Source organism: Streptomyces sp. NPDC085944, from assembly GCF_040686295.1.
GTDB lineage: Bacteria > Actinomycetota > Actinomycetes > Streptomycetales > Streptomycetaceae > Streptomyces > Streptomyces salinarius.
Genome location: NZ_JBFBJX010000007.1, coordinates 1 through 26,493, shown reverse-complemented (window position 1 = coordinate 26,493; position 26,493 = coordinate 1). Strand labels below are relative to the sequence as shown.

Annotated in this window: 24 protein-coding genes; 10 read left to right on the top strand and 14 right to left on the bottom strand. The window is 71.9% G+C overall.

Features of this window, described 5'->3' with window-relative positions; all coding sequences use genetic code 11:
* Nucleotides 1-63: 63 nt before the first annotated feature.
* Nucleotides 64-465: a hypothetical protein gene (locus AB0P07_RS15510; RefSeq protein ID WP_365550408.1), complete on the top strand. Its 402-nt coding sequence runs from the start codon at nt 64-66 to the stop codon at nt 463-465.
* A gap of 108 nt (nt 466-573) precedes the next feature.
* On the opposite strand, the gene AB0P07_RS15505 is transcribed toward AB0P07_RS15510, so the two are convergent.
* From AB0P07_RS15505 to coxB, 4 genes are all read right to left on the bottom strand, one after another.
* Nucleotides 574-1,851 carry an Ig-like domain-containing protein gene (locus AB0P07_RS15505; protein WP_365550405.1) on the bottom strand — a complete coding sequence of 426 codons (1,278 nt, stop codon included), beginning with the start codon at nt 1,849-1,851 and terminating at the stop codon, nt 574-576.
* 131 nt (nt 1,852-1,982) lie between these two features.
* A complete protein-coding gene (locus tag AB0P07_RS15500) occupies nt 1,983-2,381 on the bottom strand; it encodes a cytochrome c oxidase subunit 4 (RefSeq protein WP_102927414.1) in 399 nt (132 codons plus the stop codon).
* Nucleotides 2,378-4,114, bottom strand: coding sequence for a cytochrome c oxidase subunit I (ctaD, locus tag AB0P07_RS15495; protein ID WP_365550402.1), 1,737 nt, complete (start codon nt 4,112-4,114; stop codon nt 2,378-2,380). Before ctaD ends, AB0P07_RS15500 begins: the two co-directional genes overlap by 4 nt.
* A complete protein-coding gene (gene coxB / locus AB0P07_RS15490) occupies nt 4,111-5,070 on the bottom strand; it encodes a cytochrome c oxidase subunit II (protein WP_061445190.1) in 960 nt (319 codons plus the stop codon). Before coxB ends, ctaD begins: the two co-directional genes overlap by 4 nt.
* Before the next feature lie 331 nt (nt 5,071-5,401).
* On the opposite strand from coxB, the gene AB0P07_RS15485 reads away from it, so the two are divergent.
* Complete coding sequence (locus tag AB0P07_RS15485; RefSeq protein WP_365550397.1) at nt 5,402-6,784, top strand: aminotransferase class V-fold PLP-dependent enzyme; 1,383 nt, start codon at nt 5,402-5,404, stop codon at nt 6,782-6,784.
* Nucleotides 6,785-6,905: 121 nt separating this feature from the next.
* Here AB0P07_RS15485 and AB0P07_RS15480 read toward each other — a convergent pair whose 3' ends face one another.
* Nucleotides 6,906-7,880: a carbohydrate kinase family protein gene (locus tag AB0P07_RS15480; protein WP_365550395.1), complete on the bottom strand. Its 975-nt coding sequence runs from the start codon at nt 7,878-7,880 to the stop codon at nt 6,906-6,908.
* Nucleotides 7,881-8,012: 132 nt separating this feature from the next.
* Here AB0P07_RS15480 and AB0P07_RS15475 point away from each other — a divergent pair, with 132 nt between their 5' ends.
* Nucleotides 8,013-8,222, top strand: a complete 210-nt coding sequence (locus tag AB0P07_RS15475) for a hypothetical protein (protein ID WP_365550392.1) — start codon at nt 8,013-8,015, stop codon at nt 8,220-8,222.
* 196 nt (nt 8,223-8,418) lie between these two features.
* The gene (locus AB0P07_RS15470) at nt 8,419-9,963 is read left to right on the top strand and encodes a hypothetical protein (RefSeq protein ID WP_365550390.1); all 1,545 of its coding nucleotides are present in this window, start codon (nt 8,419-8,421) and stop codon (nt 9,961-9,963) included.
* A 140-nt stretch (nt 9,964-10,103) separates the two neighbouring features.
* Here AB0P07_RS15470 and AB0P07_RS15465 read toward each other — a convergent pair whose 3' ends face one another.
* Complete coding sequence (locus AB0P07_RS15465; protein WP_030405042.1) at nt 10,104-10,460, bottom strand: iron-sulfur cluster assembly accessory protein; 357 nt, start codon at nt 10,458-10,460, stop codon at nt 10,104-10,106.
* 324 nt (nt 10,461-10,784) lie between these two features.
* Between AB0P07_RS15465 and nadA the strand changes: the two genes are divergently transcribed.
* Nucleotides 10,785-11,969, top strand: coding sequence for a quinolinate synthase NadA (nadA, locus tag AB0P07_RS15460; protein WP_365550386.1), 1,185 nt, complete (start codon nt 10,785-10,787; stop codon nt 11,967-11,969).
* A 61-nt stretch (nt 11,970-12,030) separates the two neighbouring features.
* Here nadA and AB0P07_RS15455 read toward each other — a convergent pair whose 3' ends face one another.
* From AB0P07_RS15455 to AB0P07_RS15430, 6 genes are all read right to left on the bottom strand, one after another.
* Nucleotides 12,031-12,429, bottom strand: a complete 399-nt coding sequence (locus tag AB0P07_RS15455; protein ID WP_365550383.1) for a hypothetical protein — start codon at nt 12,427-12,429, stop codon at nt 12,031-12,033.
* A 311-nt stretch (nt 12,430-12,740) separates the two neighbouring features.
* Entirely contained in the window at nt 12,741-15,866 is a 3,126-nt protein-coding gene (locus AB0P07_RS15450; RefSeq protein WP_365550380.1) for an efflux RND transporter permease subunit, read from the bottom strand.
* Between the two features lie 180 nt (nt 15,867-16,046).
* The gene (locus AB0P07_RS15445) at nt 16,047-16,730 is read right to left on the bottom strand and encodes a response regulator transcription factor (RefSeq protein WP_102931935.1); all 684 of its coding nucleotides are present in this window, start codon (nt 16,728-16,730) and stop codon (nt 16,047-16,049) included.
* Complete coding sequence (locus AB0P07_RS15440; RefSeq protein WP_365550378.1) at nt 16,727-17,968, bottom strand: sensor histidine kinase; 1,242 nt, start codon at nt 17,966-17,968, stop codon at nt 16,727-16,729. The genes AB0P07_RS15445 and AB0P07_RS15440 overlap by 4 nt, the downstream gene beginning before the upstream one ends.
* Nucleotides 17,969-18,201: 233 nt before the next feature.
* A complete protein-coding gene (locus AB0P07_RS15435) occupies nt 18,202-18,486 on the bottom strand; it encodes a hypothetical protein (RefSeq protein WP_061445182.1) in 285 nt (94 codons plus the stop codon).
* A 21-nt stretch (nt 18,487-18,507) separates the two neighbouring features.
* Complete coding sequence (locus AB0P07_RS15430; protein ID WP_365550376.1) at nt 18,508-19,305, bottom strand: PspA/IM30 family protein; 798 nt, start codon at nt 19,303-19,305, stop codon at nt 18,508-18,510.
* Nucleotides 19,306-19,589: 284 nt separating this feature from the next.
* Between AB0P07_RS15430 and AB0P07_RS15425 the strand changes: the two genes are divergently transcribed.
* The 3 genes from AB0P07_RS15425 to AB0P07_RS15415 all read left to right on the top strand — a co-directional run bounded on the left by AB0P07_RS15425 (nt 19,590) and on the right by AB0P07_RS15415 (nt 22,422).
* Nucleotides 19,590-20,228, top strand: coding sequence for a DUF3043 domain-containing protein (locus AB0P07_RS15425; protein WP_365551263.1), 639 nt, complete (start codon nt 19,590-19,592; stop codon nt 20,226-20,228).
* 83 nt (nt 20,229-20,311) lie between these two features.
* The gene (locus AB0P07_RS15420) at nt 20,312-21,013 is read left to right on the top strand and encodes a methyltransferase domain-containing protein (protein ID WP_365550373.1); all 702 of its coding nucleotides are present in this window, start codon (nt 20,312-20,314) and stop codon (nt 21,011-21,013) included.
* A 320-nt stretch (nt 21,014-21,333) separates the two neighbouring features.
* On the top strand, nt 21,334-22,422 hold the full coding sequence (locus AB0P07_RS15415) for a trypsin-like peptidase domain-containing protein (protein WP_365550370.1): 1,089 nt from the start codon (nt 21,334-21,336) through the stop codon (nt 22,420-22,422).
* A gap of 53 nt (nt 22,423-22,475) precedes the next feature.
* On the opposite strand, the gene AB0P07_RS15410 is transcribed toward AB0P07_RS15415, so the two are convergent.
* The gene (locus AB0P07_RS15410; protein WP_365550368.1) at nt 22,476-22,712 is read right to left on the bottom strand and encodes a hypothetical protein; all 237 of its coding nucleotides are present in this window, start codon (nt 22,710-22,712) and stop codon (nt 22,476-22,478) included.
* 161 nt (nt 22,713-22,873) lie between these two features.
* Between AB0P07_RS15410 and AB0P07_RS15405 the strand changes: the two genes are divergently transcribed.
* Nucleotides 22,874-24,073: a bifunctional adenosylcobinamide kinase/adenosylcobinamide-phosphate guanylyltransferase gene (locus AB0P07_RS15405; protein WP_365550365.1), complete on the top strand. Its 1,200-nt coding sequence runs from the start codon at nt 22,874-22,876 to the stop codon at nt 24,071-24,073.
* Here the strand turns inward: AB0P07_RS15405 and AB0P07_RS15400 are convergent.
* Nucleotides 24,062-24,787 (bottom strand): class I SAM-dependent methyltransferase, encoded by a 726-nt coding sequence (locus tag AB0P07_RS15400; protein ID WP_365550362.1) that lies wholly within the window; start codon nt 24,785-24,787, stop codon nt 24,062-24,064. The genes AB0P07_RS15405 and AB0P07_RS15400 overlap by 12 nt on opposite strands.
* Before the next feature lie 173 nt (nt 24,788-24,960).
* On the opposite strand from AB0P07_RS15400, the gene cobT reads away from it, so the two are divergent.
* Nucleotides 24,961-26,034: a nicotinate-nucleotide--dimethylbenzimidazole phosphoribosyltransferase gene (gene cobT / locus AB0P07_RS15395; RefSeq protein ID WP_365550360.1), complete on the top strand. Its 1,074-nt coding sequence runs from the start codon at nt 24,961-24,963 to the stop codon at nt 26,032-26,034.
* The last annotated feature ends 459 nt before the right edge of the window (nt 26,035-26,493 follow it).

The window sequence follows — 26,493 nt, the reverse complement described above, 5'->3', positions numbered from 1 at the left end:
AGTAGCATCCGCCCCAACGGGCTACGACAGCCTTCACCGGTCTCACCGCGTATCGGAGGAAGCATGCAGGCGACCGCCACGGTGCTGGTCTACAGCGACGACTCCAACACCCGCGAACAGGTGCGGCTCGCGACCGGCCGCCGGCCGGCTCCGGACGTGCCCGTGGTCGAGTTCGTGGAGTGCGCCACCCCGGCCGCCGTGCTCAAGGAGCTGGACAAGGGCGGGATCGACGTCTGCGTCCTGGACGGCGAGGCCGTGCCCATGGGCGGCATGGGCATGTGCCGCCAGATCAAGGACGAGGTCTTCCAGTGCCCGCCGGTGCTGCTGCTCATCGCACGGCCGCAGGACGCGTGGCTGGCGACCTGGAGCCGGGCGGAGGCGGCGGTGACGGCGCCGGTGGAACCGGTGGAGTTCGCGGGTGCGCTGGCCGCGCTGCTGCGGGAGAAGCGGCTGCAGGGGGTTTAAGGGCGCCTTCCAGCTCGGGGGTGCGGGTTGTTTCGGCGGGTGCGGCGCCATCGTGGCCCTTCGCGCAGTTCCCCGCGCCCCTGAGGTCCGCTGCCCCTTGGCGCCTCTCTAGACGCTCTCCGGTCTCAGCCTGGCCTGTTCTGCCGTGCCGGACGCGTTCCCCGCGGTGCCCGTCAGGGCGCTGCCGGTGCGCCATTTCGCCCAGTCCATGTTCCAGTCGCCGAAGCCGTTGCCGAAAGGTTCCATCGTTTCGCCGCCGGAGTTGACGACCTCGACGAGGTCGCCCTCCTGGACCGTGTTGAAGAACCACTCCGCGCTGTCGGTGCTCATTCCGACGCAGCCGTGGCTGACGTTGGCGATGCCCTGGGAGCCGACGGACCAGGGGGCGGCGTGCACGTACTCGCCGCTCCAGGTCACCCGGGTGGCCCAGTAGACCGGCAGGTCGTACGACTCCGAGGAGCCCTCGGCGATGCCGACCGTGCTGCTGCGCATGCGTACGAAGGATTCCTTGCCGAGGACGACCTTGACGCCGTTGCGGGTCTCGAAGCCGGGCTTGCCGGTGGTGACCGGGATCTCCCGGACCGCCTCGCCGTCCTGGTAGACGGTCAGCGTGTGCGCGGCGGCGTCGGTGACGGCGACGACGCGGTCGTCGGTGGTGATCTTCAGGGGTTTGGCCTTGCCGCCCCACATCCGGTCGCCGATCTTGATGCCGTCGAGGGTGCTGTGGACCTGGATGGTGGCGTGGGCGGGCCAGTAGTCCTCGGGCCGGTAGTGGAGCTTCTTGTCGTCCACCCAGTACCAGGCGCCCCTCACCGCGGGTGTGGAGTCCACCTTCAGGGCGCGCTCCACTATGGCCCGCTGGGCCGGGTCCTTGACCGGCTGGCTGAGTTCCGCCGTGATGGGCTGGCCGACGCCGTACGCGCCCGCCTTGGGCCCGAAGACGACGTCCAGGGCCTTCTTGGCGCCGGGCTTCCCGGTCTCGAAGGTGAGCACCTTGCGGCCCGGCGCCCCGTCGCCGTCCTCGGTGCTGACGCGCACCGTGTAGCTGGCGTTGGCGGCCAGGGGCGAGGTGCTGTGCCAGCGGGCGCCGTCGGCGGACAGCTCCCCCGCGACGTAGCGTCCGGTCGCGTCCACGGCTGTGACGTCCGTGATGCGCCCGTCGGCGCCCTCGGCGACCACCTCAAGGGGTCTGTCCGGGTCGGCCTTCTTCCCGGCGTCCGTGGGGCCGTTGAAGGAGATCTGGCCGGCCGCGTCGTAGGGGGTGGCGGACAGCGGGTCGTCGGCGTCGCCGCTGCAGGCGGTGACGCTCGCGCCGAGGGCGATCACCAGCAGAGTGCAGCCGACGACCGTACGCCCCCGCGCCTGGAAGTGAACCGTGTTGCTCATGGACTCACGCTAAGGAGAGACGTCAACGGCGGCACGGTGGATAAGCCGGACGAGTGAGCGGCGGTTACGACAGACGAAGGGGCCCGGACGCCCCTGACGGAGTGTCCGGGCCCCTTCGGGCTCGGCGCGTGCTACTGGGTGCGGTTCTCACCGCGGTAGTACTCGAAGACCCAGCCGAACAGGCCGATCAGCAGGATCGGTGCCGAGAAGTACATCAGCCACCAGCCGAGGGCGATGCCCATGAAGGCGAAGGCTCCACCGATGGCGAGCGCCAGCGGCTGCCAGCTGTGCGGGCTGAAGAACCCGACCTCGCCGGCGTCGTCCGCGACGTCCGCCTCCGTGTTGTCCTGCGCGCCCACGTCGACCCGCCGCGCCGTGAAGGCGAGGTAGAAGCCGACCATGATGGCCAGGCCGAAGGCCAGGAACAGCGCCGTGGTGCCCGCGGGCTCCTTCGACCAGTAGCCGTAGACGATCGCCACGGCGAGCAGGAAGACGCTCAGCCAGATGAAAATCTTGCCCTGGATCTTCACTTCCCGGCCTCCTTGCCGCCGGCGAGGGCCTTCTCACCGTGCCCGACGTTCTCCAGCTGGTCCAGCGCGGAGATCTCGGGGTGGTGCAGGTCGAAGGCCGGGGATTCACTGCGGATGCGCGGCAGCGTGAGGAAGTTGTGCCGCGGCGGCGGGCAGGAGGTCGCCCACTCCAGCGAACGGCCGTAGCCCCAGGGGTCGTCCACCTCGATCTTCTTGCCGTACTTGGCGGTCTTCCAGATGTTGTAGAAGAACGGCAGCAGCGACATGCCGAGCAGGAACGAGCTGATCGTCGAGATGGTGTTCAGGGCGGTGAAGCCGTCGGCCGCCAGGTAGTCCGCGTAACGGCGCGGCATGCCCTCGGCGCCCAGCCAGTGCTGGACCAGGAAGGTGCCGTGGAAGCCGACGAACAGCGTCCAGAACGTGATCTTGCCGAGGCGCTCGTCGAGCATCTTGCCGGTGAACTTCGGCCACCAGAAGTGGAAGCCGGCGAACATCGCGAACACCACGGTGCCGAACACCACGTAGTGGAAGTGCGCCACCACGAAGTACGAGTCCGAGACGTGGAAGTCCAGCGGCGGCGAGGCCAGGATGACACCGGTCAGACCACCGAAGAGGAAGGTGATCAGGAAGCCGGTGGACCACAGCATCGGTGTCTCGAAGGACAGCGAGCCCTTCCACATGGTGCCGATCCAGTTGAAGAACTTCACACCGGTCGGGACCGCGATCAGGAAGGTCATGAAGGAGAAGAACGGCAGCAGCACGCCGCCCGTGACGTACATGTGGTGGGCCCACACCGTCACCGACAGACCCGCGATCGCGATCGTCGCGCCGATCAGACCCATGTAGCCGAAGATGGGCTTGCGGGAGAAGACCGGGATGATCTCACTGACGATGCCGAAGAACGGCAGCGCGATGATGTACACCTCCGGATGCCCGAAGAACCAGAACAGGTGCTGCCACAGCAACGCTCCGCCGTTGGACGAGTCGAAGATGTGGGCACCGAACTTCCGGTCGGCCTCCAGCGCGAACAGGGCCGCGGCCAGCACCGGGAAGGCCAGCAGGACCAGCACACCGGTCAGCAGCACGTTCCAGGTGAAGATCGGCATGCGGAACATGGTCATGCCCGGCGCACGCATGCAGATGATCGTGGTGATGAAGTTGACCGAGCCGAGGATGGTGCCGAAGCCGGAGAAGGCCAGACCCATGATCCACAGGTCACCGCCGATACCCGGCGAGTGCACCGCGTCCGACAGCGGCGAGTACGCGAACCAGCCGAAGTCGGCCGCGCCCTGCGGGGTCAGGAACCCGCCCACCGCGATCGTCGAGCCGAACAGGTACAGCCAGTAGGCGAACATGTTCAGCCGGGGGAACGCCACGTCCGGCGCGCCGATCTGCAGCGGCATGATCCAGTTCGCGAAGCCGGCGAACAGCGGCGTCGCGAACATCAGCAGCATGATCGTGCCGTGCATCGTGAACGCCTGGTTGAACTGCTCGTTCGACATGATCTGCAGACCCGGCCGGGCCAGCTCGGCGCGCATGAAGAGCGCCATCACGCCGCCGATCACGAAGAACGCGAACGACGTCACCAGGTACATCGTGCCGATCGTCTTGTGGTCGGTGGTCGTCAACCACTTGACCACGACGTTGCCGGGCTGCTTGCGCCGTACCGGCAGCTCGTTCTCGTACGAGTCCTCCGCTGCCGAGGCACCCTGGGGTTCGTTGAGGATGCTCACAGGTTGTTCGTCTCCCGGTTCTTCTCGTGGCTCGTCTGAGCGATGCCCGCGGGAACGTAACCGGTCTGCCCCTTCTTCGCGAGGTCCTGGAGGTGCTGCTCGTAGCGCTCCGGGGAGACGACCTTGACGTTGAACAGCATCCGGGAGTGGTCCACGCCGCACAGCTCGGCGCACTTGCCCAGGAAGGTCCCCTCCTTGTTGGGGGTCACCTCGAAGGCGTTGGTGTGGCCCGGAATCACGTCCTGCTTCATGAGGAACGGCACCACCCAGAAGGAGTGGATGACGTCACGCGAGGTCAGAACGAAGCGGACCGTCTTGCCCTTGGGGAGCCAGAGGGTCGGGCCCGGGTTGTTGGTCTGCGGGTTCCGGGTGCCGGGGGTACCGCAGTCGTAGACACCGCCGGCGTTCGCCGGGAAGTCCTCGACGAACCGGTCCGGGATGCCGGCCAGTTCCTTGGAGGTCTTGGCGTCGCCGGTGGAGCCCGGGACGTCCTCGATGTGGTTGAAGCACCAGCTCCACTGGAAGCCGACCACGTTGACCGTGAGGTCGGGCTTCTTGTTGAGGCTCATGAGATCGGACTCGTCACGCGCGGTGAAGTAGAACAACACCGAGACGATGACGAGCGGAACCATGGTGTACAGCGCCTCGATGGGCAGGTTGTACCTGGTCTGCGGAGGGACCTCGACCTTGGTGCGGCTGCGCCGGTGGAAGAAGACACTCCACAGGATCAGGCCCCACACCAGCACGCCGGTGGCCAGCGCGGCAGCCCAGGAGCCCTGCCACAGGGAGAGGATCCGCGGAGCCTCTTCCGTGGTTGGGGTGGGCATGCCGAGGCGGGGGAAGTCCTCGTATGTGCAACCGGTGGCGGTCGCCAGGACCAGGCCCGCGGTCAGTGCCTGCAGCAGCTTCCGCCGCATCGGGCGCCGCGGCGAGCGGTCGGAGCCGTTGGGACTCACGTAGCGCCTTCCCGAGAGTCTCGCCCGCGCGGTTGGCTGCGGCCTGCCTTCTCGCTGGTCGGTCGCCGCCCTGCGTCGGGCAGGGGTTTGATGTTTATGCGGACCAAACCCTAGCCGACGCCCTCCGGGGGGTCGCGGGGAGGGTGGCATACGCGCCGGGGGTCACTCCTTAAGGGTGCGATGGGGGCGCCTGCGGGACGGCGAGGTGCGGTTTCGTTGGCGGCTGACGGTGTGTCGTGGCTTGTCGCGCCCGCGCGGCGGAGCCCCGCACATGTCACAGCCCCGCGCCCCTGGCGGGGCGCCGCAGCCCCCGGCGTTCTAGCGTTGGCCCGTGGCCTACTTCGATGCTGCTTCCGCCGCTCCCCTTCATCCCGTTGCCCGGCAGGCGCTGTTGGCGTCTCTTGACGAGGGGTGGGCCGATCCCGCTCGGCTGTACCGGGAGGGGCGGCGGGCCCGGTTGCTGCTCGATGCCGCCCGGGAGGCGATGGCCGAATGCGTGGGGTGTCGGCCGGACGAGTTGGTGTTCACTCCTTCGGGGACGCGGGCGGTGCATTCAGGGGTGGCGGGGGCGCTGGCCGGGCGTCGGCGCGTCGGATCGCACCTGATCGTGTCAGCGGTCGAACACTCCTCCGTACTGCACGCGGCCGAGGCGCACGAGGCCGAGGGCGGGGGTCTCACGCACGTGGGTGTGGACCGCACGGGTGCGGTGGACCCGGCGGCGTACGCGGCGGCCCTGCGCGAGGACACCGCGCTGGCCTGTCTCCAGTCGGCCAACCACGAGGTGGGCACGGAACAGCCGGTGACGGAGGTGGCGCAGGCCTGCCGGGCGGCAGGCGTACCGCTGCTGGTGGACGCGGCCCAGTCGCTGGGCTGGGGGCGGGTCGAGGGCGACTGGTCGTTGCTGACGGGCAGCGCCCACAAGTGGGGCGGACCTTCGGGGGTGGGGCTGCTCGCCGTACGCAAGGGTGTCCGGTTCGCGCCGCAAGGACCCGGGGACGAGCGGGAGTCGGGGCGGGCACCCGGCTTCGAGAACCTGCCGGCGATCGTGGCCGCGGCGGCGTCGCTGCGGGCGGTGCGGGCCGAGGCGGCGGCGGAGGCGGCCCGGCTGCGGGAGCTGACGGAGCGGATCCGGACCCGGGTGCCGGCCCTGGTGCCGGAGGTGGAGGTGGTCGGCGATCCGGCGCGCCGGCTGCCCGGAGTCGTCACCTTCTCGTGTCTCTATGTCGACGGAGAGACCCTGCTGCACGAGCTGGACCGTGCCGGTTTCTCCGTCTCGTCCGGATCGTCCTGCACGAGCAGCACGCTGACACCGAGCCACGTCCTGAAGGCGATGGGCGTCCTGAGCGAGGGCAACGTCCGGGTGTCGCTGCCGCCGGGGACCGCGGCCGAGGACGTCGAACGGTTCCTCGAGGTGCTGCCGGGCACGGTGGCCGCGGTGCGCGAGAAGCTGGGGGCGCCGGCCGCGACGGAGACCGTCCGCACGGCCGGCCCCGACCTCGTCGTGGACGCGCTGGGCCGGCGCTGCCCCGTTCCGGTGATCGAACTGGCCAAGGTCATCGGCGACGTCCCGGTCGGCGGCACCGTCCGCGTCCTCTCCGACGACGAGGCGGCCCGCCTGGACATCCCGGCATGGTGCGAGATGCGGGGCCAGGAGTACGTGGGCGAGGAGCCGGCGGAACAGGGAACGGCCTACTTGATCCGCCGGGCCGGCTGACGCCGAGAAGGGGGCGCGGGGCTGTATCCGTGTGCGGCTCCGCCGCGTGGGCGCGAACAACCACGACCCACCCGCACCGACACCGGTCCCCGCGAGGCAACCGAACAGTCGCCCCCGAACATCAGCCCAGGTGCGCCTGGACCTCCCCCGCCGCCTCGTCCCCGTACGCCTTCGTGAACCGCTCCATGAAGTGCCCGCGCCGCAACTGGTACTCCTGCGTCCCCACCGTCTCGATGACGAGCGTCGCCAGCATGCAGCCGACCTGCGCCGCCCGCTCCAGCGAGACGCCCCAGGCCAGCCCCGACAGGAACCCCGCACGGAAGGCGTCGCCGACGCCGGTGGGGTCGGCCTTGCGCTCCTCGTCGGGGACACCGACCTCGATGGTCTCCTCGCCGGCCCGCTCGATGCGCACGCCCCGCGCTCCGAGGGTGGTGACGCGGTGGCCGACGCGGCCGAGGATCTCCTCGTCCGTCCAGCCGGTCTTGGTCTCGATGAGCCCCTTCTCGTACTCGTTGGAGAAGAGGTAGGTCGCCCCGTCCAGCAGTATGCGGATCTCGTCGCCGTTCATCCGGGCGATCTGCTGGGAGAAGTCGGCGGCGAAGGGGATGGACCGGGTCCGGCACTCCTCGGTGTGCCGGAGCATCGCCTCCGGGTCGTCGGCGCCGATGGAGACCAGGTCCAGGCCGCCCACGCGGTCGGCGACGGTCTTGAGCTCGATGAGGCGGGCCTCGCTCATCGCACCCGTGTAGAAGGAGCCGATCTGGTTGTGGTCGGCGTCGGTGGTGCACACGAAGCGGGCGGTGTGCAGGGTCTCGGAGATGCGGACCGAGCCGGTGTCGACTCCGTGCCGGTCCAGCCAGGCCCGGTACTCGTCGAAGTCCGCGCCGGCCGCGCCGACCAGGATCGGCCGGGTGCCGAGCTGCCCCATGCCGAAGGCGATGTTCGCGGCGACGCCGCCCCGGCGTACGTCCAGCTGGTCGACCAGGAAGGAGAGCGAGACCGTGTGCAACTGGTCCGCCATGAGCTGGTCGGAGAAGCGGCCGGGGAAGGTCATGAGGTGGTCGGTGGCGATGGAGCCGGTGACTGCGATGCGCACGGCGTGGACTCTCTCCTGAGGGGAGGCGGGTTGACGGTTCACGCTACCCGGCGGCGCCCCCAGGCTGAAGCAGGCGAAACTACCCGGTAGTACGACTTTCTCCGCGGGACGGGACGTGCCTACGGTTCTGTCATGACGAACCAGAGGACCGCCGACCCCGCCCCGGCCGACCTGGACGGCGACCTGGCGTCGCTGCGCGGCGACTGCGCCCGGATGACTCCGCGCTGGTCGGCGCCTGGCGACGCCTCCGTCCGGCCGGTGCCGCTCGCCCTCATCCACGGCGTCCGGGTGCCGCCGGCGTCGGCCCGATTGCTGGAGGCGATGTCGGACTACGGCGACTGAGCACCGCGGGGCGGCTCCGGCACGTTCCGGGGATGCGAGGCCCCGCTCGGGCCGCTCGTGGACCGTTCGGGCGGCGCGTGGACCGTTCGAGTGACTCCGCGGGGGCCGTCCGGGCGACGTGTTCCGTCACCGGGAACCGGATCCCGGTCCACCGCGTCCCATCGCTGTCCCCAGCAACAGCCGAAGGAGCGATGCGGTGAACACCGAGCGACCCGACAACGACGACGCCGCCGACGACGAGGCGGGCACCGGGCGTCCCGCGCGGCGGCGCCCCAGGGCGGTCGCGGTCGCGTCGGTCGCCGCCGCCGTGCTGATCATGGGGGGTGGCGGCGCCTACCTGGCCACCTCGGCCGCCGGGGACGACCCGGACGGCGCTACCTCGTCCGGCGCGGACCCGGCTCCGGGCGACGACACTCCCCCGCCGCTCCCCCTCGACGACTACGCCGCGGCGTCCCCCGAGGACGGCTCGAACGGCATCGCGCCCGGTGAGCCCAACCCGTACGGCGTCACCTACCGCGCCGACGGGCCGCTCCCCGAGGGCCCCGGTTCGGCGCCCGTGTACCGGGCGAAGGGCGACGTCACCGAGGCCGAGGTGGCGCGGCTGGCCCAGGCACTGGGACTGGAGGGCGCGCCCCGGGTCCAGGGCGGGGCCTGGAAGGTCGGCAACGCGAAGGACGGTTCGGGGCCGCTGCTCACGGTGGACCGGCAGGCACCGGGCACCTGGACCTTCCACCGGTACACGCCCCGCACGGACAACTGCAAGAAGGGCGCCGAGTGCAAGACCCCGTCGGCCGACGGGGACCCGGTGGGCGAGGCGGCCGCGAAGAAGGCGGCGGCACCGGTGCTGAAGGCGCTGGGCCAGGACGACGCCAAGCTGGACGCGAGCCAGGTCATGGGTGCCCGGCGGGCCGTGAACGCGGCGCCGGAGGTGGGCGGGCTGCCCACGTCCGGCTGGACGACCGGGGTGGTCGTCAGTGCGCTGGGCGAGGTGGTCGGCGGCAGCGGCCAGGTGAAGGCGCCGGTCAAGGGGGACACGTATCCCGTCCTGGACGCCGGGCAGACGCTGGCGCTGCTGAACGCGCCGGGCGCCGGTACCGGAGCCGGGGGCGTCGGGGGCATCGGCGGCTGCACGGGTCCCGTACCGCATCAGGACGGGGCGGACCTGCCCTGCGCGCCGCCGACGGGCGCGCCGGAGAAGCCCGGGGCGGGGAAGAAACCGGTCGCCACCGTCGAGGACGCGGTGTTCGGACTGGCCGCGCATCCGGTACGGGGGCGGCCGACGCTGGTGCCGTCCTGGCTCTTCGAGGTGCGGGCACCGGGCGCGGACGACGCGGTCACGGTCACGTACCCGGCGATCGACCCGAAGTACCTGACGACGGCGTCCCCCGCCTCCCCGGCCCCGTCCGACGAGCCGACCGCGAAGCCCGGGGAGCCCGGGGAGCCGCGGGACGTGCGGGTGAGCGGTTACACGGCCGCCGACGGCGAGCTGACCGTGCACTTCACCGGCGGCGTGTGCTCCGACTACGACGCGAAGGCGAAGGAGAGCGACGGGAAGGTGACCGTCACGGTGACCGAGACCCCGCATCCGGACAAGGTCTGCATCCTGATCGCCAAGGAGTACGAGCGGACGGTGCGGCTCGACAAGCCGCTCGGCGACCGGACGGTCGTGGGCTCGGACGGCAAGGATGTCCCGGTGCACAAGCCGGGCGCGCGGCTGCCCGCCCCGTCCGGGGGCCGGTGACGCCCACGGCGGAACACGGGCGCGGCAGAAGGGCGGCGGCCCGGGACGCATCCCGGGCCGCCGCCCTTCTCGCACTTCGGTGCCGCGCGCCTCAGCCGTCAGCCGTCGGCTGCCGCCTTTCGGCTGTTGGCTGTCGGCTGTCAGCTGAAGGAGTCGCCGCAGGCGCAGGAGCCCGTCGCGTTCGGGTTGTCGATCGTGAAGCCCTGCTTCTCGATCGTGTCCACGAAGTCGATGGTGGCGCCGCCGAGGTAGGGGGCGCTCATGCGGTCGGTGGTGACCTTGACGCCGCCGAAGTCCTTCACCACGTCACCGTCGAGCGAGCGCTCGTCGAAGAAGAGCTGGTAACGCAGGCCGGAGCAGCCGCCGGGCTGGACGGCGACGCGCAGGGCCAGGTCGTCGCGGCCTTCCTGGTCGAGCAGGGCCTTGACCTTGGCCGCGGCGGCGTCGGTCAGGATGATGCCGTCGGTGACGGTGGTGGTCTCGTCCGATACGGACATCTACATCTCTCCCGGGTTGTACGGAGACTGCTTGCCGACGGTGTCAACCGACGGAGCCGCGGATTCATTCCGGGCACGGCCGAGTCTTTGCCTCGGCGTCCCCTTCATGCTCGCACACGCCCCCGCCGACGGTCAGCGGCTGTGGACGGCGGCCGGGAACGGCGCGGGTCCGGCGGCTGGGAACGGCTCAGGGACGGCGGCTCGGGCGCCGGGATTCACGTCACACCGACACTATGGGCATCGTCAAAGTGACGTGAACCGGTTATGATAGATAACGTCAATTCGACGAAAAGGGTCGACCGAAAAGTAGAAAGGGTGCGTGTCGTGACCACCGCCCAACCCCAGGAGCTCGACGTTCAGCCGACGCCCCTCGCCCTGCTGCTGCTCGGCCGCGAGGCCGACCCGAGGAGCGAGCGCGGTGTGGAGTGCCCCGGCGACCTGCCCTCGCCCTCCGACCCGGACCTGGTCGCGCGTGCCCGTGCGGCCAAGGAGAAGCTCGGCGACAAGGTCTTCGTGCTCGGTCACCACTACCAGCGCGACGAGGTCATCCAGTTCGCCGACGTCACGGGCGACTCCTTCAAGCTGGCCCGGGACGCGGCGGCGCGTCCGCAGGCGGAGTACATCGTCTTCTGCGGTGTGCACTTCATGGCGGAGTCGGCCGACATCCTGACCTCGGACGACCAGAAGGTGGTCCTGCCCGACCTGGCGGCCGGCTGTTCCATGGCGGACATGGCCACCGCCGAGCAGGTCGCCGAGTGCTGGGACGTGCTGACCGAGGCCGGGATCGCCGAGCAGGTCGTGCCCGTGTCCTACATGAACTCGTCGGCGGACATCAAGGCGTTCACCGGCCGGCACGGCGGCACCATCTGCACCTCCTCCAACGCCGAGCGCGCCCTCAACTGGGCCTTCGAGCAGGGGGAGAAGGTCCTCTTCCTGCCCGACCAGCACCTCGGCCGCAACACCGCGGTGCGGGACCTGGGCATGTCTCTGGAGGACTGCGTCGTCTACAACCCGCACCGGCCGAACGGCGGGCTGACGGCCGAGGAGCTGCGCGCCGCGAAGATGATCCTGTGGCGGGGCCACTGCTCGGTGCACGGCCGCTTCAGCCTCGACTCGGTCAACGACGTGCGCGAGCGCATCCCGGGCGTGAACGTCCTGGTGCACCCCGAGTGCAGGCACGAGGTCGTGGCGGCGGCGGACTACGTCGGCTCGACCGAGTACATCATCAAGGCCCTGGAGGCGGCCCCGGCCGGTTCCAAGTGGGCCATCGGCACCGAGCTGAACCTGGTCCGCCGGCTGGCGAACCGTTTCGCCGCCGAGGACAAGGAGATCGTCTTCCTCGACAAGACGGTCTGCTTCTGCTCGACCATGAACCGCATCGACCTCCCGCACCTGGTCTGGGCGCTGGAGTCGCTGGCCGAGGGCACCCTGGTCAACCGGATCGAGGTCGACAAGGAGACGGAGGCCTTCGCGAAGCTGGCCCTGGAACGGATGCTGGCACTGCCGTAACCGGCCCCCGCGCGTGTACGCCCCGCCCCGCCACGACACCTGTGCCGGGCGGGGCGCCCTGTCAGGCGACAGGCCGACGACCACGCGCCCTGCCGTGCAACGTCAAGTAGAAGGTGCGCAACGACTCCTGGGCACTGCCCGCCGCGAAGCAGTTGCGGACCTTGCCCAGGGGGTTCCACACCCGCCCGTCCGGCATCCGCACGCCGACCGACTGCCCGAAGTACGCCTGCTGGTCCGCGTCGAAGTCGATCCACCTCGCGCCCGCCCGGCGGACGAGCACCTCGCCCACGTACGCCCCCAGATCGAGCAGCACCTCACCACCTCGCGCCTCTTCGGCACCGCTCCTGCGCAGTCCGTCGAGAAGGAAGTCGGCGACCCGGAGACTGGCCACGGAGTAGTCGAGCGGAAGTCTGCCGCGCCTGCCGACGCGCTGGACGAACATCGCTGCCCTCGTCCGCATCTCCTGAGCTTTCGGCATGCGTTCACCCACGTCGGCCATGGGTTCAACCCCCTCCACTCGATGCTGAGGCGGAGGCCCTCCCCCCTCCCCACCACCAAGCGGATGCCGCTCCGCAGCCGTCACGGCTTCACGATGTGCCTAATCCCATACGACTCCCCCCGACTCCCGTTACAACCTTTTCCTCGGTGGAGCGTCCGCCCGCGATGTCGAACGACGAACGGCCCGTCCCAGGGGGCTGCCCGGGACGGGCCGTTCGGGTGCCGGGTGCTCCCGCGACTCGGCGGGAGCACCCCTACGGCGCTCTGCGTCGCTCAGACCTGCGCCGGCTCCGGCTCGTCCGAGGCTGCCTCCTGCGGCGGCACGTCGCCGCCGCCCTTCTTCGCGGCCCGCTTCTTCGCACGGCGCTCCTTGCGGAGTTCCAGCATCGCGTAGAGGGTCGGGACCAGGAGGAGGGTCAGCAGGGTCGAGGTGATCAGGCCGCCGATGACGACCACTGCCAGCGGCTGGGCGATGAAGCCGCCCTCTCCGGTGACGCCCAGCGCCATCGGGAGGAGGGCGAAGATCGTCGCCAGGGCCGTCATGAGGATGGGGCGCAGGCGGTGGCGGCCGCCCTCGACGACGGCCTCGACGACGCCGTAGCCCTGCTTGCGGTACTGGTTGATCAGGTCGATCAGCACGATGGCGTTGGTGACCACGATGCCGATCAGCATCAGCATGCCGATCATCGCGGGGACGCCCATCGGGGTGCCCGTGGCGATCAGCAGGCCGATCGCGCCGGTCGCCGCGAACGGGATGGACACCAGCAGGATCAGCGGCTGGGCCAGCGACCGGAAGGTGCCGACCAGCAGCATGAAGACGATGGCGATCGCCGCGAGCATGGCGAGGCCCAGGTTGACGAAGGCCTCGTCCTGGTCCGCCGTGACGCCGCCGATCTCGGCGGTGGCGCCGGCCGGCAGGTCCAGGCCGTCGATCTTCGACTGGAGGTCCGCGCTGACCGCGCCGGTGTTGTCGCCGGTCGGCTTGGCGGTGATGGTCGCCGCGCGCTGACCGTCGATGCGGGTCATCGAGACCGGGCCGTCCACCAGCCGCACGGTGGCGATGTCGCCGAGCTTCACCGCGCCCAGGCTCAGGGCCTTCAGCTCGGCCATCGTGGTGGCCGGCCGGGCCGACCTGATGACGACGTCGCGCTCGGTGTCGTCCAGCGTCGCCTTGGCCGCCGGGGTGCCGCGCACCGCCTGGGCGACGGCCGCGCCGAGGGTCTGGTCGGTGAAGCCTGCCTCGGCCGCCTTCGCGTTGGCCTTGACCGAGATGCGCGGCACGCTCTGCGCCAGGTCGCTGGTGACGTCGGAGACGTCGTCGAGGCCGGCGACGGCCTTGCGGACCTGCTCGGAGGCCTCCCGGAGCACCTGCGCGTCGGCCGCCTTGACGACGACGCTCAGGTCCTGGCTGCCGAAGCCGTCACCGGCGGCCACCGTGGTGGTGCCGATGCCGTCGCCGAGCTCGGCCAGCCCGTCCTCGATGTGGTCCTGGACGTCCTCGGAGGACGCCGAGTCCTCCAGCATGATCTGGTACGAGGCCTGGTTGCTGTCGGTGCCGCCGCCGAAGGCGGCCAGGAAGCCGGACGAGCCGATGGTGACCTGGTAGTCCTTGACGCCCTCGGTCTCGCCGAGCAGCTTCTCGACCTTCTTGGCCTGCTCGTCGGTCGCGCCGAGGCTGGTGCCGGGCTTCAGCTCCTGTTTGACGCTGAGGACCTCCTGCTCGCCCTGGTCGAAGAAGTTGGTCTTCAGCAGCGGCGCCATGCCGAAGGTGCCGAGCAGCACGACGACCGCGAGGGCCACGCTGATCAGCCGGCGGCGGGTGGCGAAGCGCAGGACGGGGACGTAGAAGCGCTGCAGGCGGCTCCTGGCCTCCTTCTCCTCGGCCAGCCTGCGTGCCTCGGCCGCGTCTTCCGGCGTGCCCTTCGGGGGCCGCAGGAACCAGTACGACAGCACCGGGACGACCGTCAGGGACACCAGCAGGGACGCGAGCAGCGCCGCGGTGACGGTGAGGCTGAAGGAGCCGAACAGCTCGCCGACCATGCCGCCGACCAGGCCGATCGGCAGGAACACGGCGACCGTGGTGAGCGTGGACGAGGTGACCGCCCCGGCGACCTCGCGGACGGCGCCCAGGATGGCGTTCCCCCGCTCCTCGCCGTAGCCGAGGTGCCGCTTGATGTTCTCCAGGACCACGATCGAGTCGTCGACGACGCGGCCGATGGCGATGGTCAGCGCGCCCAGCGTCAGCATGTTGAGTGACAGGTCGCGCGTCCACAGGACGATCAGGGCCAGCACCACCGACAGCGGGATGGAGACCGCGGTGACCAGGGTGGAGCGGATGGACGCCAGGAAGACCAGGATGACCAGCACGGCGAAGAGCAGGCCGAGCCCGCCCTCGGTGGTCAGGCCGGAGATGGCCTTGGAGACCGCCGGTCCCTGGTCGCTGACGACGGTGAGGGTCGCGCCGGAGCCGAGCTGCTCGCGCAGGTCGGGGAGCTTGTCCTCGACGGCGTTCGAGATGGAGACCGCGCTGCCGTCGTGGTCCATCGTCACGGCGACCGCGAGGGACGGCTTGCCGTTGGTACGGGTGAGGGTGTCGGCCTTGGCCTCCTCCTCCTTGACGGTGGCGACGTCGCCGAGGCGGACCGGCTTGTCGACGCCCTCACCGGTGACCATGAGGTCCTGGATCTGCTGGACCGAGGTGAAGCCGCCGCCGACCTGGACGGTGCGGTTGGCACCCGCCTCGTCGAAGGAACCGGCGGGGACGGTCGCGCCGCCCGCCTGGAGGGACTGGGCCAGCGCCTGCGGGCTCACCTTGGCCGCGGCCAGCTTCGCCGGGTCCGGCGTGACCGTGACCTGGACGTCGCGGACGCCGTCCACCACGACCTGGGCGACGCCCTCGATGTCCTTCAGCTCGGAGACGACGGTCTTGTCGAGCTGGTCGGCCAGCGCCTGCTGGTCCTTGTCCGAGGTGACGGCGAGGACGACGGTCGGGATGTCGTCGGTCGAGCCGGAGATGACCTGCGGGTCCACGTCGTCCGGGAGCTGGGCGCGGGCCCGGTTCACGGCCTGCTGGACATCGGCGACGAGCTGCTGGGTGTCCGGGCCGTAGTCGAAGGACGCCATGATGACGGCGTTGCCCTCACTGGCCGTGGAGGTGACGCCCGAGATCCCGTCGACGGCTTCGAGGCTGTCCTCGATCGGCTCGACGACCTGCTTCTCGACCACGTCCGGCGAGGCACCCTGGTACGGGGCCAGCACCGACACCATGGGCAGTTCGATGGTGGGCAGCAGCTGCTGTTTGAGCTGCGGGATCGCGATCGCCCCGAAGACGAGCGCGACGATCGACATCAGCCCTATCAGGGCCCGTTGCGCGAGGCTGAACCTCGACAGCCAGGACATGGATCAGGGTCTCTCTTCTGTGGCCGAGCGGGGGACGGGGCACATGGCAGCGCCGGGCGCGGGCGACACACGTGAGCGCCCACTCCAACACCCTGAGCCATGCGGGGCCCCGCATCCCTAGGCCCCAGGTCCATTTCCTTATCCCGCGCCTACTCCCTCCGCAGTACACGCGGGCGGTACTCACTCCACCCTTGGACGTACCAGCCCGGATTCGTACGCGATGACGACCAATTGCGCCCGGTCGCGGGCGCCCAGCTTGGCCATGGCCCGGTTCACGTGGGTCTTCACGGTGAGCGGGCTGACCTCGAGGCGCTCGGCGATCTCGTCGTTGGAGTGCCCGCCGGCCACCTGGACCAGCACCTCGCGCTCCCGCACGGTCAGCGACTCGAGACGCTCGGCGCGGGCCGGGTCGCGGTCCTCGTCGTCCGTGCCCTGCTGGGCGAGGAAGCGGGCGATCAGCCCCTTGGTCGCGGTCGGCGACAGCAGCGCCTCGCCGCCGGCCGCGACGCGGATCGCGCTGAGCAGTTCGTCGGGCTCCGAGCCCTTGCCGAGGAAGCCGGAGGCGCCGGCCCGCAGCGACTGCACCACGTAGTCGTCGACCTCGAAGGTGGTCAGTATGACCACGCGGACATGGGCGAGGGCCGGGTCGGCGCTGATCATCCGGGTGGCGGCGAGGCCGTCGGTGCCCGGCATCCGGATGTCCATCAGCACCACGTCGGCCCGCCGTTCGGCGGCCAGTCGGGCCGCCTCCGCGCCGTCGGACGCCTCCCCCACCACCTCCATGTCGGGCTCGGAGTCGACCAGCACCCGGAAGGCGCTGCGCAGCAGCGCCTGGTCGTCGGCGAGCAGGACACGGATGGTCATACGGGGTCCCCCGTGGCTTGGGTGGCGGCGTCGGTGCGGCTCATGACCGGAAGGATCGCATGCACGCGGAAACCCCCTCCGTAGCGGGGGCCGGTGGTGAGGGTGCCGCGCACGGCGGTGACGCGCTCGCGCATGCCGAGCAGCCCGTGCCCGCCGCCCTCGACGGGGGCGTCCGGGGCATCGCCGTCGCCCGTTCCGTCGTCGAGCACGGTCACCTCGATGTTCGGCCCCACCCGTACGACGCTGACCTCGGCCTTCGCCTGCCGGCCCGCGTGCTTCTGCACGTTGGTCAGCGCCTCCTGGATGATCCGGTACGCGGCCAGGTCGACGGCGGCGGGCAGCTCGGTGCCCTGGTCGGTGCGGGCCACCTCGACCCGCAGCCCGGCGTGGTGGAAGGTGCCGACGAGTTCGTCGAGGCGGGCCAGGCCCGGGGCGGGCTCGGTCGGTGCCTCCGGGTCGCCGGACTGGCGGAGCAGGCCGACGGTGGCCCGCAGCTCGTCCAGCGCGGAGCGGCTGGCCTCGCGGACGTGGGCGAGCGCCTCCTTGGCCTGGTCGGGCCGCTTGTCCATGACGTGCGAGGCGACCCCGGCCTGCACGTTGACCAGGGCGATGTGGTGGGCGACGACGTCGTGCAGGTCGCGGGCGATGCGCAGCCGTTCCTCGGCGACGCGGCGGCGTGCCTCCTCCTCGCGGGTGCGCTCGGCCTTCTCCGCCCGGTCCCGGATGGCCTGCACGAAGGCACGGCGGCTGCGGACGGCGTCCCCGGCGGTGGCACCGATGCCGGTCCAGGCGAAGACGGCGAGGTTTTCCTGCGCGTACCAGGGCAGCGGACCGGCCAGCATGGCGGCGCCGGTGAGCACCGTCATGGTGAGCAGGCCGACCCGCCAGGTGGTGGGCCGGTCGGTGGAGGCGGCGACGGTGTAGAGGGCGACCACGGCGGACATGACGACGGGGGCGCGTGGCTCGCCGGTGACGCTCTCGACGACGGAGACGCAGCCGGTGACGGCGAGCACCGCCATCGGCGCCCGACGGCGGAAGGCGAGGGCGGCGGCGCCGACGGTCATGAGGACGAGACTGAGCGCGTCGGGGGTGCGCAGGCCCCAGCTGACGCCCTCCGGGCCGTGCGGTTCCACGAAGGAGCCGGCGACCATGCAGATCAGGACGGCCGCGGCGAGGGTGGCGTCCAGGAGGGAGGGGTGGGCGCCGATGGTGCAGCGGGCGCGGGCGAGGGTGCTCACGTTTTTTTACGGTAGCCGGAGTGGGGGTGCCTCATGAGGGGGCCCGCATGCAGGGGGCGTCGTGCTGGGGGCTGTGCCCCCGGCCCCCTTCGGGCCTGGACGGGCCCCGACCTCAAACGCCCGACGGGCTGGATGCACCGATCGACGTCGCGAAGGCACCGGACGGGCTGGACGCACCGAGACCCGCGTCAGCAAGGCACCGTACGAGCCGCGGCACACGCCACCCGCGTTCGTCAGGCCCCGCCCGGAATGAGCCCGTCGTCGCTCAGGAGCTCCCGGACCTCCTCCAAGGTGGCGTCCGGGGACGGGAGGATGAGGTCGGAGGGCTCGAGGGCGTCGTCGGGGAGCGGGTCGCCCAGTTCGCGGACCTTGGCCAGGAGGGCCTGGAGGGTCGCGCGGAAGCCGGGCCCGTCGCCGTTCTCCATCTCGGCGAGGAGTTCGTCGTCCAGCTCGTTGAGCTGGGTGAGCCGGCCGTCGGCCAGCTTCAGCTGTCCCTCCCCCATGATCCGTACGATCATGTCGGCCCTCCTAGGCGTGGGCTACTGCTTGTCGAAGCGCGGGGTGTCCTGCGGCTGCTGCTGGGACTGCGACGGGGCCTGGCCCTGACTCTGGCCGCCCTCGATGGCCTGGCGGTCGGCGGTGGAGCCGCCGGCCAGCTCGGCCTTCATGCGCTGCAGTTCCAGCTCTACATCCGTACCACCGGAGAGGCGGTCCAGCTCGGCCTGGATGTCGTCCTTGTGCATGCCCGACTGGTCGTCGAGGGCGCCGGAGGCGAGCAGCTCGTCGATGGCGCCGGCCCGTGCCTGGAGCTGGGCGGTCTTGTCCTCGGCCCGCTGGATCGCCAGGCCGACGTCGCCCATCTCCTCGGAGATGCCGGAGAACGCCTCGCCGATGCGGGTCTGCGCCTGGGCCGCCGTGTAGGTGGCCTTGATGGTCTCCTTCTTCGTGCGGAAGGCGTCCACCTTGGCCTGGAGGCGTTGGGCCGCGAGGGTGAGCTTCTCCTCCTCGCCCTGCAGTGTGGCGTGCTGCGTCTCCAGGTCGGTGACCTGTTGCTGGAGCGCGGCGCGGCGGGAGAGCGCCTCGCGGGCCAGGTCCTCACGGCCGAGCGCGAGCGCCTTGCGGCCCTGGTCCTCCAGCTTGCCCGACTGGGACTGGAGCTGGTTGAGCTGCAGCTCCAGGCGCTTGCGGCTGGTGGCCACGTCGGCGACGCCGCGGCGCACCTTCTGCAGCAGCTCCAGCTGTTTCTGGTACGAGTAATCGAGGGTCTCGCGCGGGTCCTCGGCCCGGTCAAGGGCCTTGTTGGCCTTCGCGCGGAAGATCATCCCCATACGCTTCATGACACCGCTCATGGGCTTCGCGCGCCCCCTTCTGACCGACTCCAGCTCCAGCGACTGCAACAGAACCCACAGTACGGGCCCTGCATCCATTACCGCACTGTTCGGGGACGGATGCGCTCATCCCCAAGGACGACTGCGTACGTTCCCCGTCCGGCGCAGGGAGTAGGTGCTTCCCGGGGTTGTCCGGAAAGTCCAGGTGTCCGGGCGCGTACGCACCATCCGCTCCGTACTTCCGCTCTGTCCACTTACAGACGTCCGGCGTTGCCGGATCGTTCCCCACCGGGCTGGGGTCCACACCCCGGTACCCCGTACCCTTGGGTTTTGTGTTCCGTAGCCGTGCCAAGGATGAGAAGGCCCAGAGCGCCGTCAGTGCGCCGGTGACCGACTCCAAGCAGCCCCGTGACCCGCAGGCCCCCAAGGGAAGGCCCACGCCCAAGCGCAGTGCGGCCCAGTCCCAGCGCCGCAGCGTCGCCAATACGCCGATGACGCGCAAGGACGCCGCCAAGCGGCAGCGCGAGGAGCGGCGGACCGCGATGGCGCGGCAGCGCGAGGCGCTGGCCAAGGGCGACGAGCGGTACCTGCCGGCCCGTGACAAGGGTCCGGTCCGCAGGTTCGCGCGCGACTTCGTCGACTCGCGGTTCAACATCGCGGAGTACTTCCTGCCGATGGCCGTGATCATCCTCGTGCTGAGCATGATCCGGGTGGCCTCGCTGCAGAACATCGCGCTGCTGCTGTGGCTGATCGTGATCGTGCTGATCGTGCTGGACTCGATCGTCACCGGCTTCCGGCTGAAGAAGCGGCTCGCCGAGCGCTTCCCGGACGAGCGCAGGCGCGGCGCGGTCGCCTACGCCCTGATGCGGTCCCTGCAGATGCGCCGGCTCCGGCTGCCCAAGCCTCAGGTCAAGCGCGGGGAGCGGCCCTGAGCACGACGCCGTTCACCGGGGGCGCGGCCGAGGTCTGGACAGCGGGTCTGTCCGGGCTTCGCAACGTCGTACGGCAGGAGCTGGTGGCCCGGCAGCTGGACGAGCAGATAGCAGGGCGTTTCGCCGTGGGGCGGCGGCTGCGCGTGCTCGACGTCGGAATGGGCCAGGGCACCCAGGCGCTGCGGCTGGCCCGGGCCGGGCACCAGGTGACCGGCGTGGAGCGGGACGCGACGATGATCGCGGCCGCCCGGGAGGCGCTGGCCGGGCAACCGGAGGGCATCCGGGAGCGGATGCGGATCGTGGAGGGCGACGGCCGGGACACCGGCGTGCACTTCCTGCCGGGCAGCTTCGACGTGGTGCTGTGCCACGGCGTGCTCATGTACGTCGAGGAGCCCGACCCGCTGCTCGCGGGACTGGCCCGGATGCTGGCGCCCGGCGGTCTGCTGTCGCTGGTGGTGCGCAACGGCGACGCGCTCGCGCTGCGCCCCGGCCTGCACGGTGACTGGGCGGGCGCGCTGGCCGCCTTCGACACCGTCAACTACCGCAATCGCCTGGGCCTCGACGTCCGCGCGGACCGGCTGGCGACGCTGACGGCGAAGCTCGCGGGTATCGGCGCGCCGCTGCACACCTGGTACGGCGTACGGGTCTTCACGGACACGGCACCCGACGGGGCCGCGCCGCCCGACGACCTGGAGACGCTGCTGGCCGCCGAGGAGCGGGCCGGCCGGACCGACCCGTACCGCGCCATCGCGGCGCTGCTCCACCTGTGCGGGGTGCGGGGCTAAGGGGCGTCGTTCGGATCGGGTCGGCTCCAGGCAACGGTGCCGTGTGGCCGACCCGAGCGGGGGCGATGGGGGCCCCTCCCGCGCGAGCGAAGCCGAGCGTGGGGGAGCGTGCAGCGGGCGCGAGGGCGGATCCCTGGCAACCGACGACAACGCCGCTGGGGGCACCGCCCACGCCCTTCAGGCAGTGGGGGAGCGCGTGCCGGACCCCGCGACCCCGACAAGATCGAAACGACGCCCCCGGGTCAGGGGCACCGCCCCGGCTTCGCCCGTTCGGGTGTGCACCGGGGGCCGGGCGCCCGGGGCGCGCTGAGACTCGGGCCATGGACACTTCCCGCGCCCGCCCGTCCCGGCTGCTCGCTCCGATCACCGTCCTGGCCTGCTCCGCGCTGCTGCTGGGCGGCTGTTCCGACGCCGGTTCGGGGACGGAACGGGGCTCGGGGAGCACACGGGAGGGCGACACGGCGCAGGCCGCGGCGCAGAGCGCGGCCAACGATCTGCAGGCCGACTACACCCGGGTGATCAGGGACGTCCTGCCGTCGGTGGTCCAGATCCAGGCGGGCGACTCGCTGGGCTCCGGGATCGTGTACGACGACAAGGGGCACGTCGTCACCAACGCGCACGTCGTGGGGAGCGGCAAGTCCTTCCGGGTGACGACGGCCCGCACCGAGGGCGCCCTGGGCGCGAAGCTCGTCTCCTCCTACCCGGAGCAGGACCTGGCCGTGATCAAGCTGGACCGGGTGCCCGACGGCATGAAGGCGGCCCGCTTCGGGGACTCCTCGAAGGTCGAGGTCGGGCAGCTCGTGCTTGCGATGGGTTCGCCGCTCGGCCTGTCCTCCAGCGTGACGCAGGGCATCGTGTCGGCGACGGGGCGGACCGTCACCGAGGGCAGCAGCGGGGGCGGCACGGGCGCGACGATCGGCAACATGGTGCAGACGTCGGCGGCCATCAACCCGGGCAACAGCGGGGGCGCCCTGGTGAACCTGGACGGGCAGGTGATCGGCATCCCGACGCTGGCGGCGACCGACCCGGGGCTCGGCGACAGCGCGGCGCCCGGCATCGGGTTCGCGATCCCGGCGTCGATGGTGACGACGGTGGCCGATCAGATCGTCGAGGACGGCAAGGTCACCGACTCGGGCCGGGCCGCGCTGGGCATCACCGCCCGGACGGTCGTCGACGACAACTACCGGCCGGCCGGTGTGGCGGTCGTCGAGGTGAGCGACGGCGGGGCCGCCGACAAGGCGGGGCTGCGGCCCGGGGACGTCATCGTGAAGCTCGGGGACACGGACATCACCACCATCACCTCGCTGTCCGAGGCGCTGGCGTCGATGCGGCCGGGCGACCGGACGAAGGTGACGTACACCCGGGACGGCGACGAGCACACCGCCGAGGTGACGCTGGGCGAGCAGTGACGGGGAGCCCGCCCCCGCCCGCCCAGGAGCCCCGGATCCCGGGCCCCGGCCCCTCAGGCCTCGGACCCGGCCTCGACCTCCGCCTCCTCGGCGTGCAGGCTCATCGGGCCGTAGATCTCCGTGGAGTCCTCGAAGAGCCGCACCTGGTCGGTGCCGCCCTCCTGGAGGTCCTTCCAGTGCTCCCCGATCCAGGACTCGGCGTCCCCTTGCGTGGTGAACTCCTCCGGCTCCACCGCGGGCTGGACCTCCGTCCCGTCGGCCGTCTCGAACCGCCACGTCCATGCCGCCATGTACGCCTCCCAGATGTGAGCACATGCAGTGCGGAAGCCGGATCACGGTCCGGCCCCCGCCCGCAGCCTATGCGCTGACGCGGGCGCACCGTAGAAGGCGTCGCACGCCCCTCGGGGGACTCGGGCGCGCACGTCGCCGGGCGACCGGGGAAAATCGGTGCGTGGACGTGACTCTGCTCGGCACCGGTGCCCCCGCGGGACTGCCCCGCCCCGACTGTCCCTGCGCGGCCTGTGCCGCGGCGCAGGGCGCGGACGCGCGTGCGGCGACCGCCCTGCTGGTGGACGGCGCGCTGCTGCTCGACCTGACGCCGGGCGCCGCGTTCGCCGCGGCCCGGGCGGGGCGCTCCCTGGCCGGCGTACGGCAGGTGCTGCTCTCCCACCCGCACGACGGTCCCGCCGTGGAGGTGCCGGCCGGGCTGCCGCAGCCGGGCCGGGTGCCGGACGGGCGGGAGCTGGCGCTGCTGACCGGGCACCGGGTGCGGGCGGTGGCGCTGGACGCGCCGGGTACCGGGTACGCGGTGACGGGACCGGACGGCGGGCGGCTCCTGTACGTGCCGCCGGGCGGCGCGCCGGCGGGTCTGGAGGCGCCGTCCGAGCCGTACGATCTGGTCCTCGCGGACGTCGTGGGGCGGCCGGACGCGCTGGCGAGGCTGCGGGCGGTGGGCGCGGCGGGCCCGACGACGGACGTCGTCGCCGTCCACCTGGACCACGGCGTACCGCCGGGCCGGGAGCTGGGACGGCGGCTCGCGGCGGCCGGCGCGCGGGCGGTGCCGGACGGCACGACGCTGGCGGTGGGCTCGTACGAGGACGTGCCCGACGTACCGCGGCGCACCCTCGTGCTGGGCGGCGCCCGGTCGGGCAAGTCGGTGGAGGCGGAACGCCGCCTGGAGCCCTTCCCCGACGTCCTCTACGTGGCCACCGGCGGCTCCCGGGCCGGCGACACCGAATGGGCGGCCCGGGTCGGCGCGCACCGGGAGCGCCGCCCCGTCTCATGGCGGACCGCCGAGACGTGCGACCTGGTCCCCCTCCTGAAGGACGAGGGCCCGCCCCTCCTCGTCGACTGCCTGTCCCTGTGGCTGACGGACGCGATGGACGCGGTCGGCGCGTGGGACGACGCGGAGTGGGCCGACGGCGGCGAACGGGCGCTGCGGGACCGGGTGCGGGAGCTGACGGAGGCGGTCCGCACCACCCGGCGCACGCTGGTGGCGGTGTCTAACGAGGTTGGCTCGGGCATCGTCCCGGCCACCGCCTCGGGCCGCCGCTACCGCGACGAACTCGGCCGCCTGAACGCGGCGTTCGCCGCCGAGTGCGAGCAGGTGCTGCTCGTGGTGGCGGGCCAGGCGCTGGTGCTACGCGGCTGAGGCCGAGGCGTCCTTGCGCGCGATGACGCGGTGGACGCGGGCGCCGGTGAGGACGGTGCAGCCCTGGGCCACGAGTTCGGCGTTCAGTCCGACCGCGTGGACCGGGAACAGCCGGCGCGGGTCGGCCACGTCGACGAGCAGATGCCCGCCGGGCCGCAGCACCCGCAGCGCGCCGCGCAGTTCGGCGCGCGGGTCCGCGACCCGCTCCAGGTACTGGAAGAGGCTGACGACGTCGTAGCGCTCCTGCAGCCGGACCGCGATGTGATGATCGGTCAGCCGCCCGACGAACGCCTCCTCCACCCGCTCCACCGCGCGGGCCCGCAGCACCCGATGGGTGGGATCGAGGCCGTCGAACGAGGTGTACGGAAAGTGCGCGCGGGCGGTCAGCGGGAAGTCGGCGTCCCCGGTGCCGACGTCCAGCCAGCTCTCGGGCTCGGGACAGCGGCGGAACATCGCACGCGCGGCCAGACCGTGCCGCACCCGCACGCCGGCCCGGATCACGGGGTGTTCGGTGCCGGGCGGGAGCGGCGGGTTCCGGAAGACGTGCCGACAGTCCGCACACCGCTGGACCGGCGACCGGTTGGGTGCGCCCTGCCGCGGCCCGTCTCCGCGCAGCCGGGCCCGCAGCCGCCGCGAACCGCACCAGGGGCAGTCCCGGCGGTAGGGCCCGTACGAGGGGACGGGAGGCACCGAGGGGGCGGGGGGTCCGGACACGGGCGGCTCCCGACACGAGACGAGGGCGTACGAGGGGACGTACGCGAGGGACATACGACAATCCAGGCAAAACGTTACGTAGGTGATCGCGCTCCGAGGCGCAACGACGCAGCCCGGGTCTGCCGCCCACGGGCCTTCCACCGCGTTCGACCGGGGCCGGTACTGTTCGGCGAATGAGCTCGCTGAATCTCGACGACTTCACCGACCTGATCGAGCGCCCCGACGGCGGGGTACGCCGCGACGCGGAGGCGCGCCGGGAACGTCAGGCCGTCCCGCCCGGCTCCCTGGGCCGCCTGGACGACCTCGGCGAGTGGCTGGCGGCCGCGCAGTCCGCCGTACCGGTTCGCCCCGTCGTACGGCCCCGGGTGGTGCTCTTCGCCGGTGACCACAAGGTCGCCGAGCTCGACGTCTCGGCGCGGCCCGCGGGCGGCGCCGGCGAACTGGTGCGCGAGGTGCTGGAGGGGACCCGGCCGGTGTCGGTGCTCGCCCGGCGTCTGGACGTCCCCGTGCGCGTCGTCGACATGGCCCTGGACTGCGACCCCGAGACGCTGCCGGCCGAGGTGGCGGGACACCGGGTGCGGCGCGGCGGCGGACGCATCGACATCGAGGACGCGCTGACCCCGGACGAGGCGGAGGCCGCCTTCCGGGCCGGGATGGCGGTGGCCGACGAGGAGGCCGACTCGGGCACGGACCTGGTGGTGCTAGGTGACGTCAGCGTGGGTGGTACGACGGCGGCGGGCGTTCTGGTGGCGGCGCTGTGCGGGACGGACGCGTCGGTCGTCACCGGCCGGGGCGGGCTGCCGATCGACGACCTGGCCTGGATGCGCAAGTGCGCCGCGATCCGTGACGCGTTGCGCCGGGCGCGGCCCGTCCTCGGCGACCAGCTGCAGTTGCTCGCCACGGTCGGCGGCGCGGACCTCACCGCCATGACGGGCTTCCTGCTGCAGAGCGCGGTGCGGAAGATGCCGGTGATCCTGGACGGCGTCGTGACGGCGGCGTGCGCGCTGGTCGGGCAGCGGGTCGCCTTCCGGGCGCCGGACTGGTGGCTGGCCGCGCACGACAGCGGGGAGCCGGGGCAGGCGAAGGCTCTGGACCGGATGGCCCTGGAGCCGCTGCTGTCCCAGGGCGTGAAGGTGGGCGAGGGGGTGGGCGGATTGCTGGCGCTGCCTCTGGTGCAGGCGGCGGCGTCCTTGGCGGCGGAGCTGCCGGAGGTCTCCGACGGTGGGGCCGTGAACGCCGGCGAGTGAACGCGGCGCCGTTCGCCGGGGTCGCCCGGTCACCCGGCACGGGTACGGGGGCGGGCCCACCGACCCGGGGTCGCCCGGTCACCCGGCACGGGTACGGGGCGGGCCACCGGCACGGGGTGCCCGGTCACCCGACACGGGTGCAGGGGCGGGCCCACCGACCCGGGGTCGCCCGGTCACCCGGCACGGGTACGGGGCGGGCCACCGGCACGGGGTGCCCGGTCACCCGGCACGGGTGCAGGGGCGGTGGGGAGCGCGGCCCGGCGCTGGCGGGGTGCCTCCCCCAGTACCTGAACGGCCTGGGAGGTACCCCCACCGCCCACCCGTGCCGCCCCAGCGGCACGACTGCCCGCAGCGGCGACGGCATCGGCGGGGAGCCGCGTACGGCGGGGACGGGGCAGTGACGTGGGGCGGCCGGCAGCCGCGTACGGCGAGGAGGGGTCGGGTCGGGGGGTGTCCGCC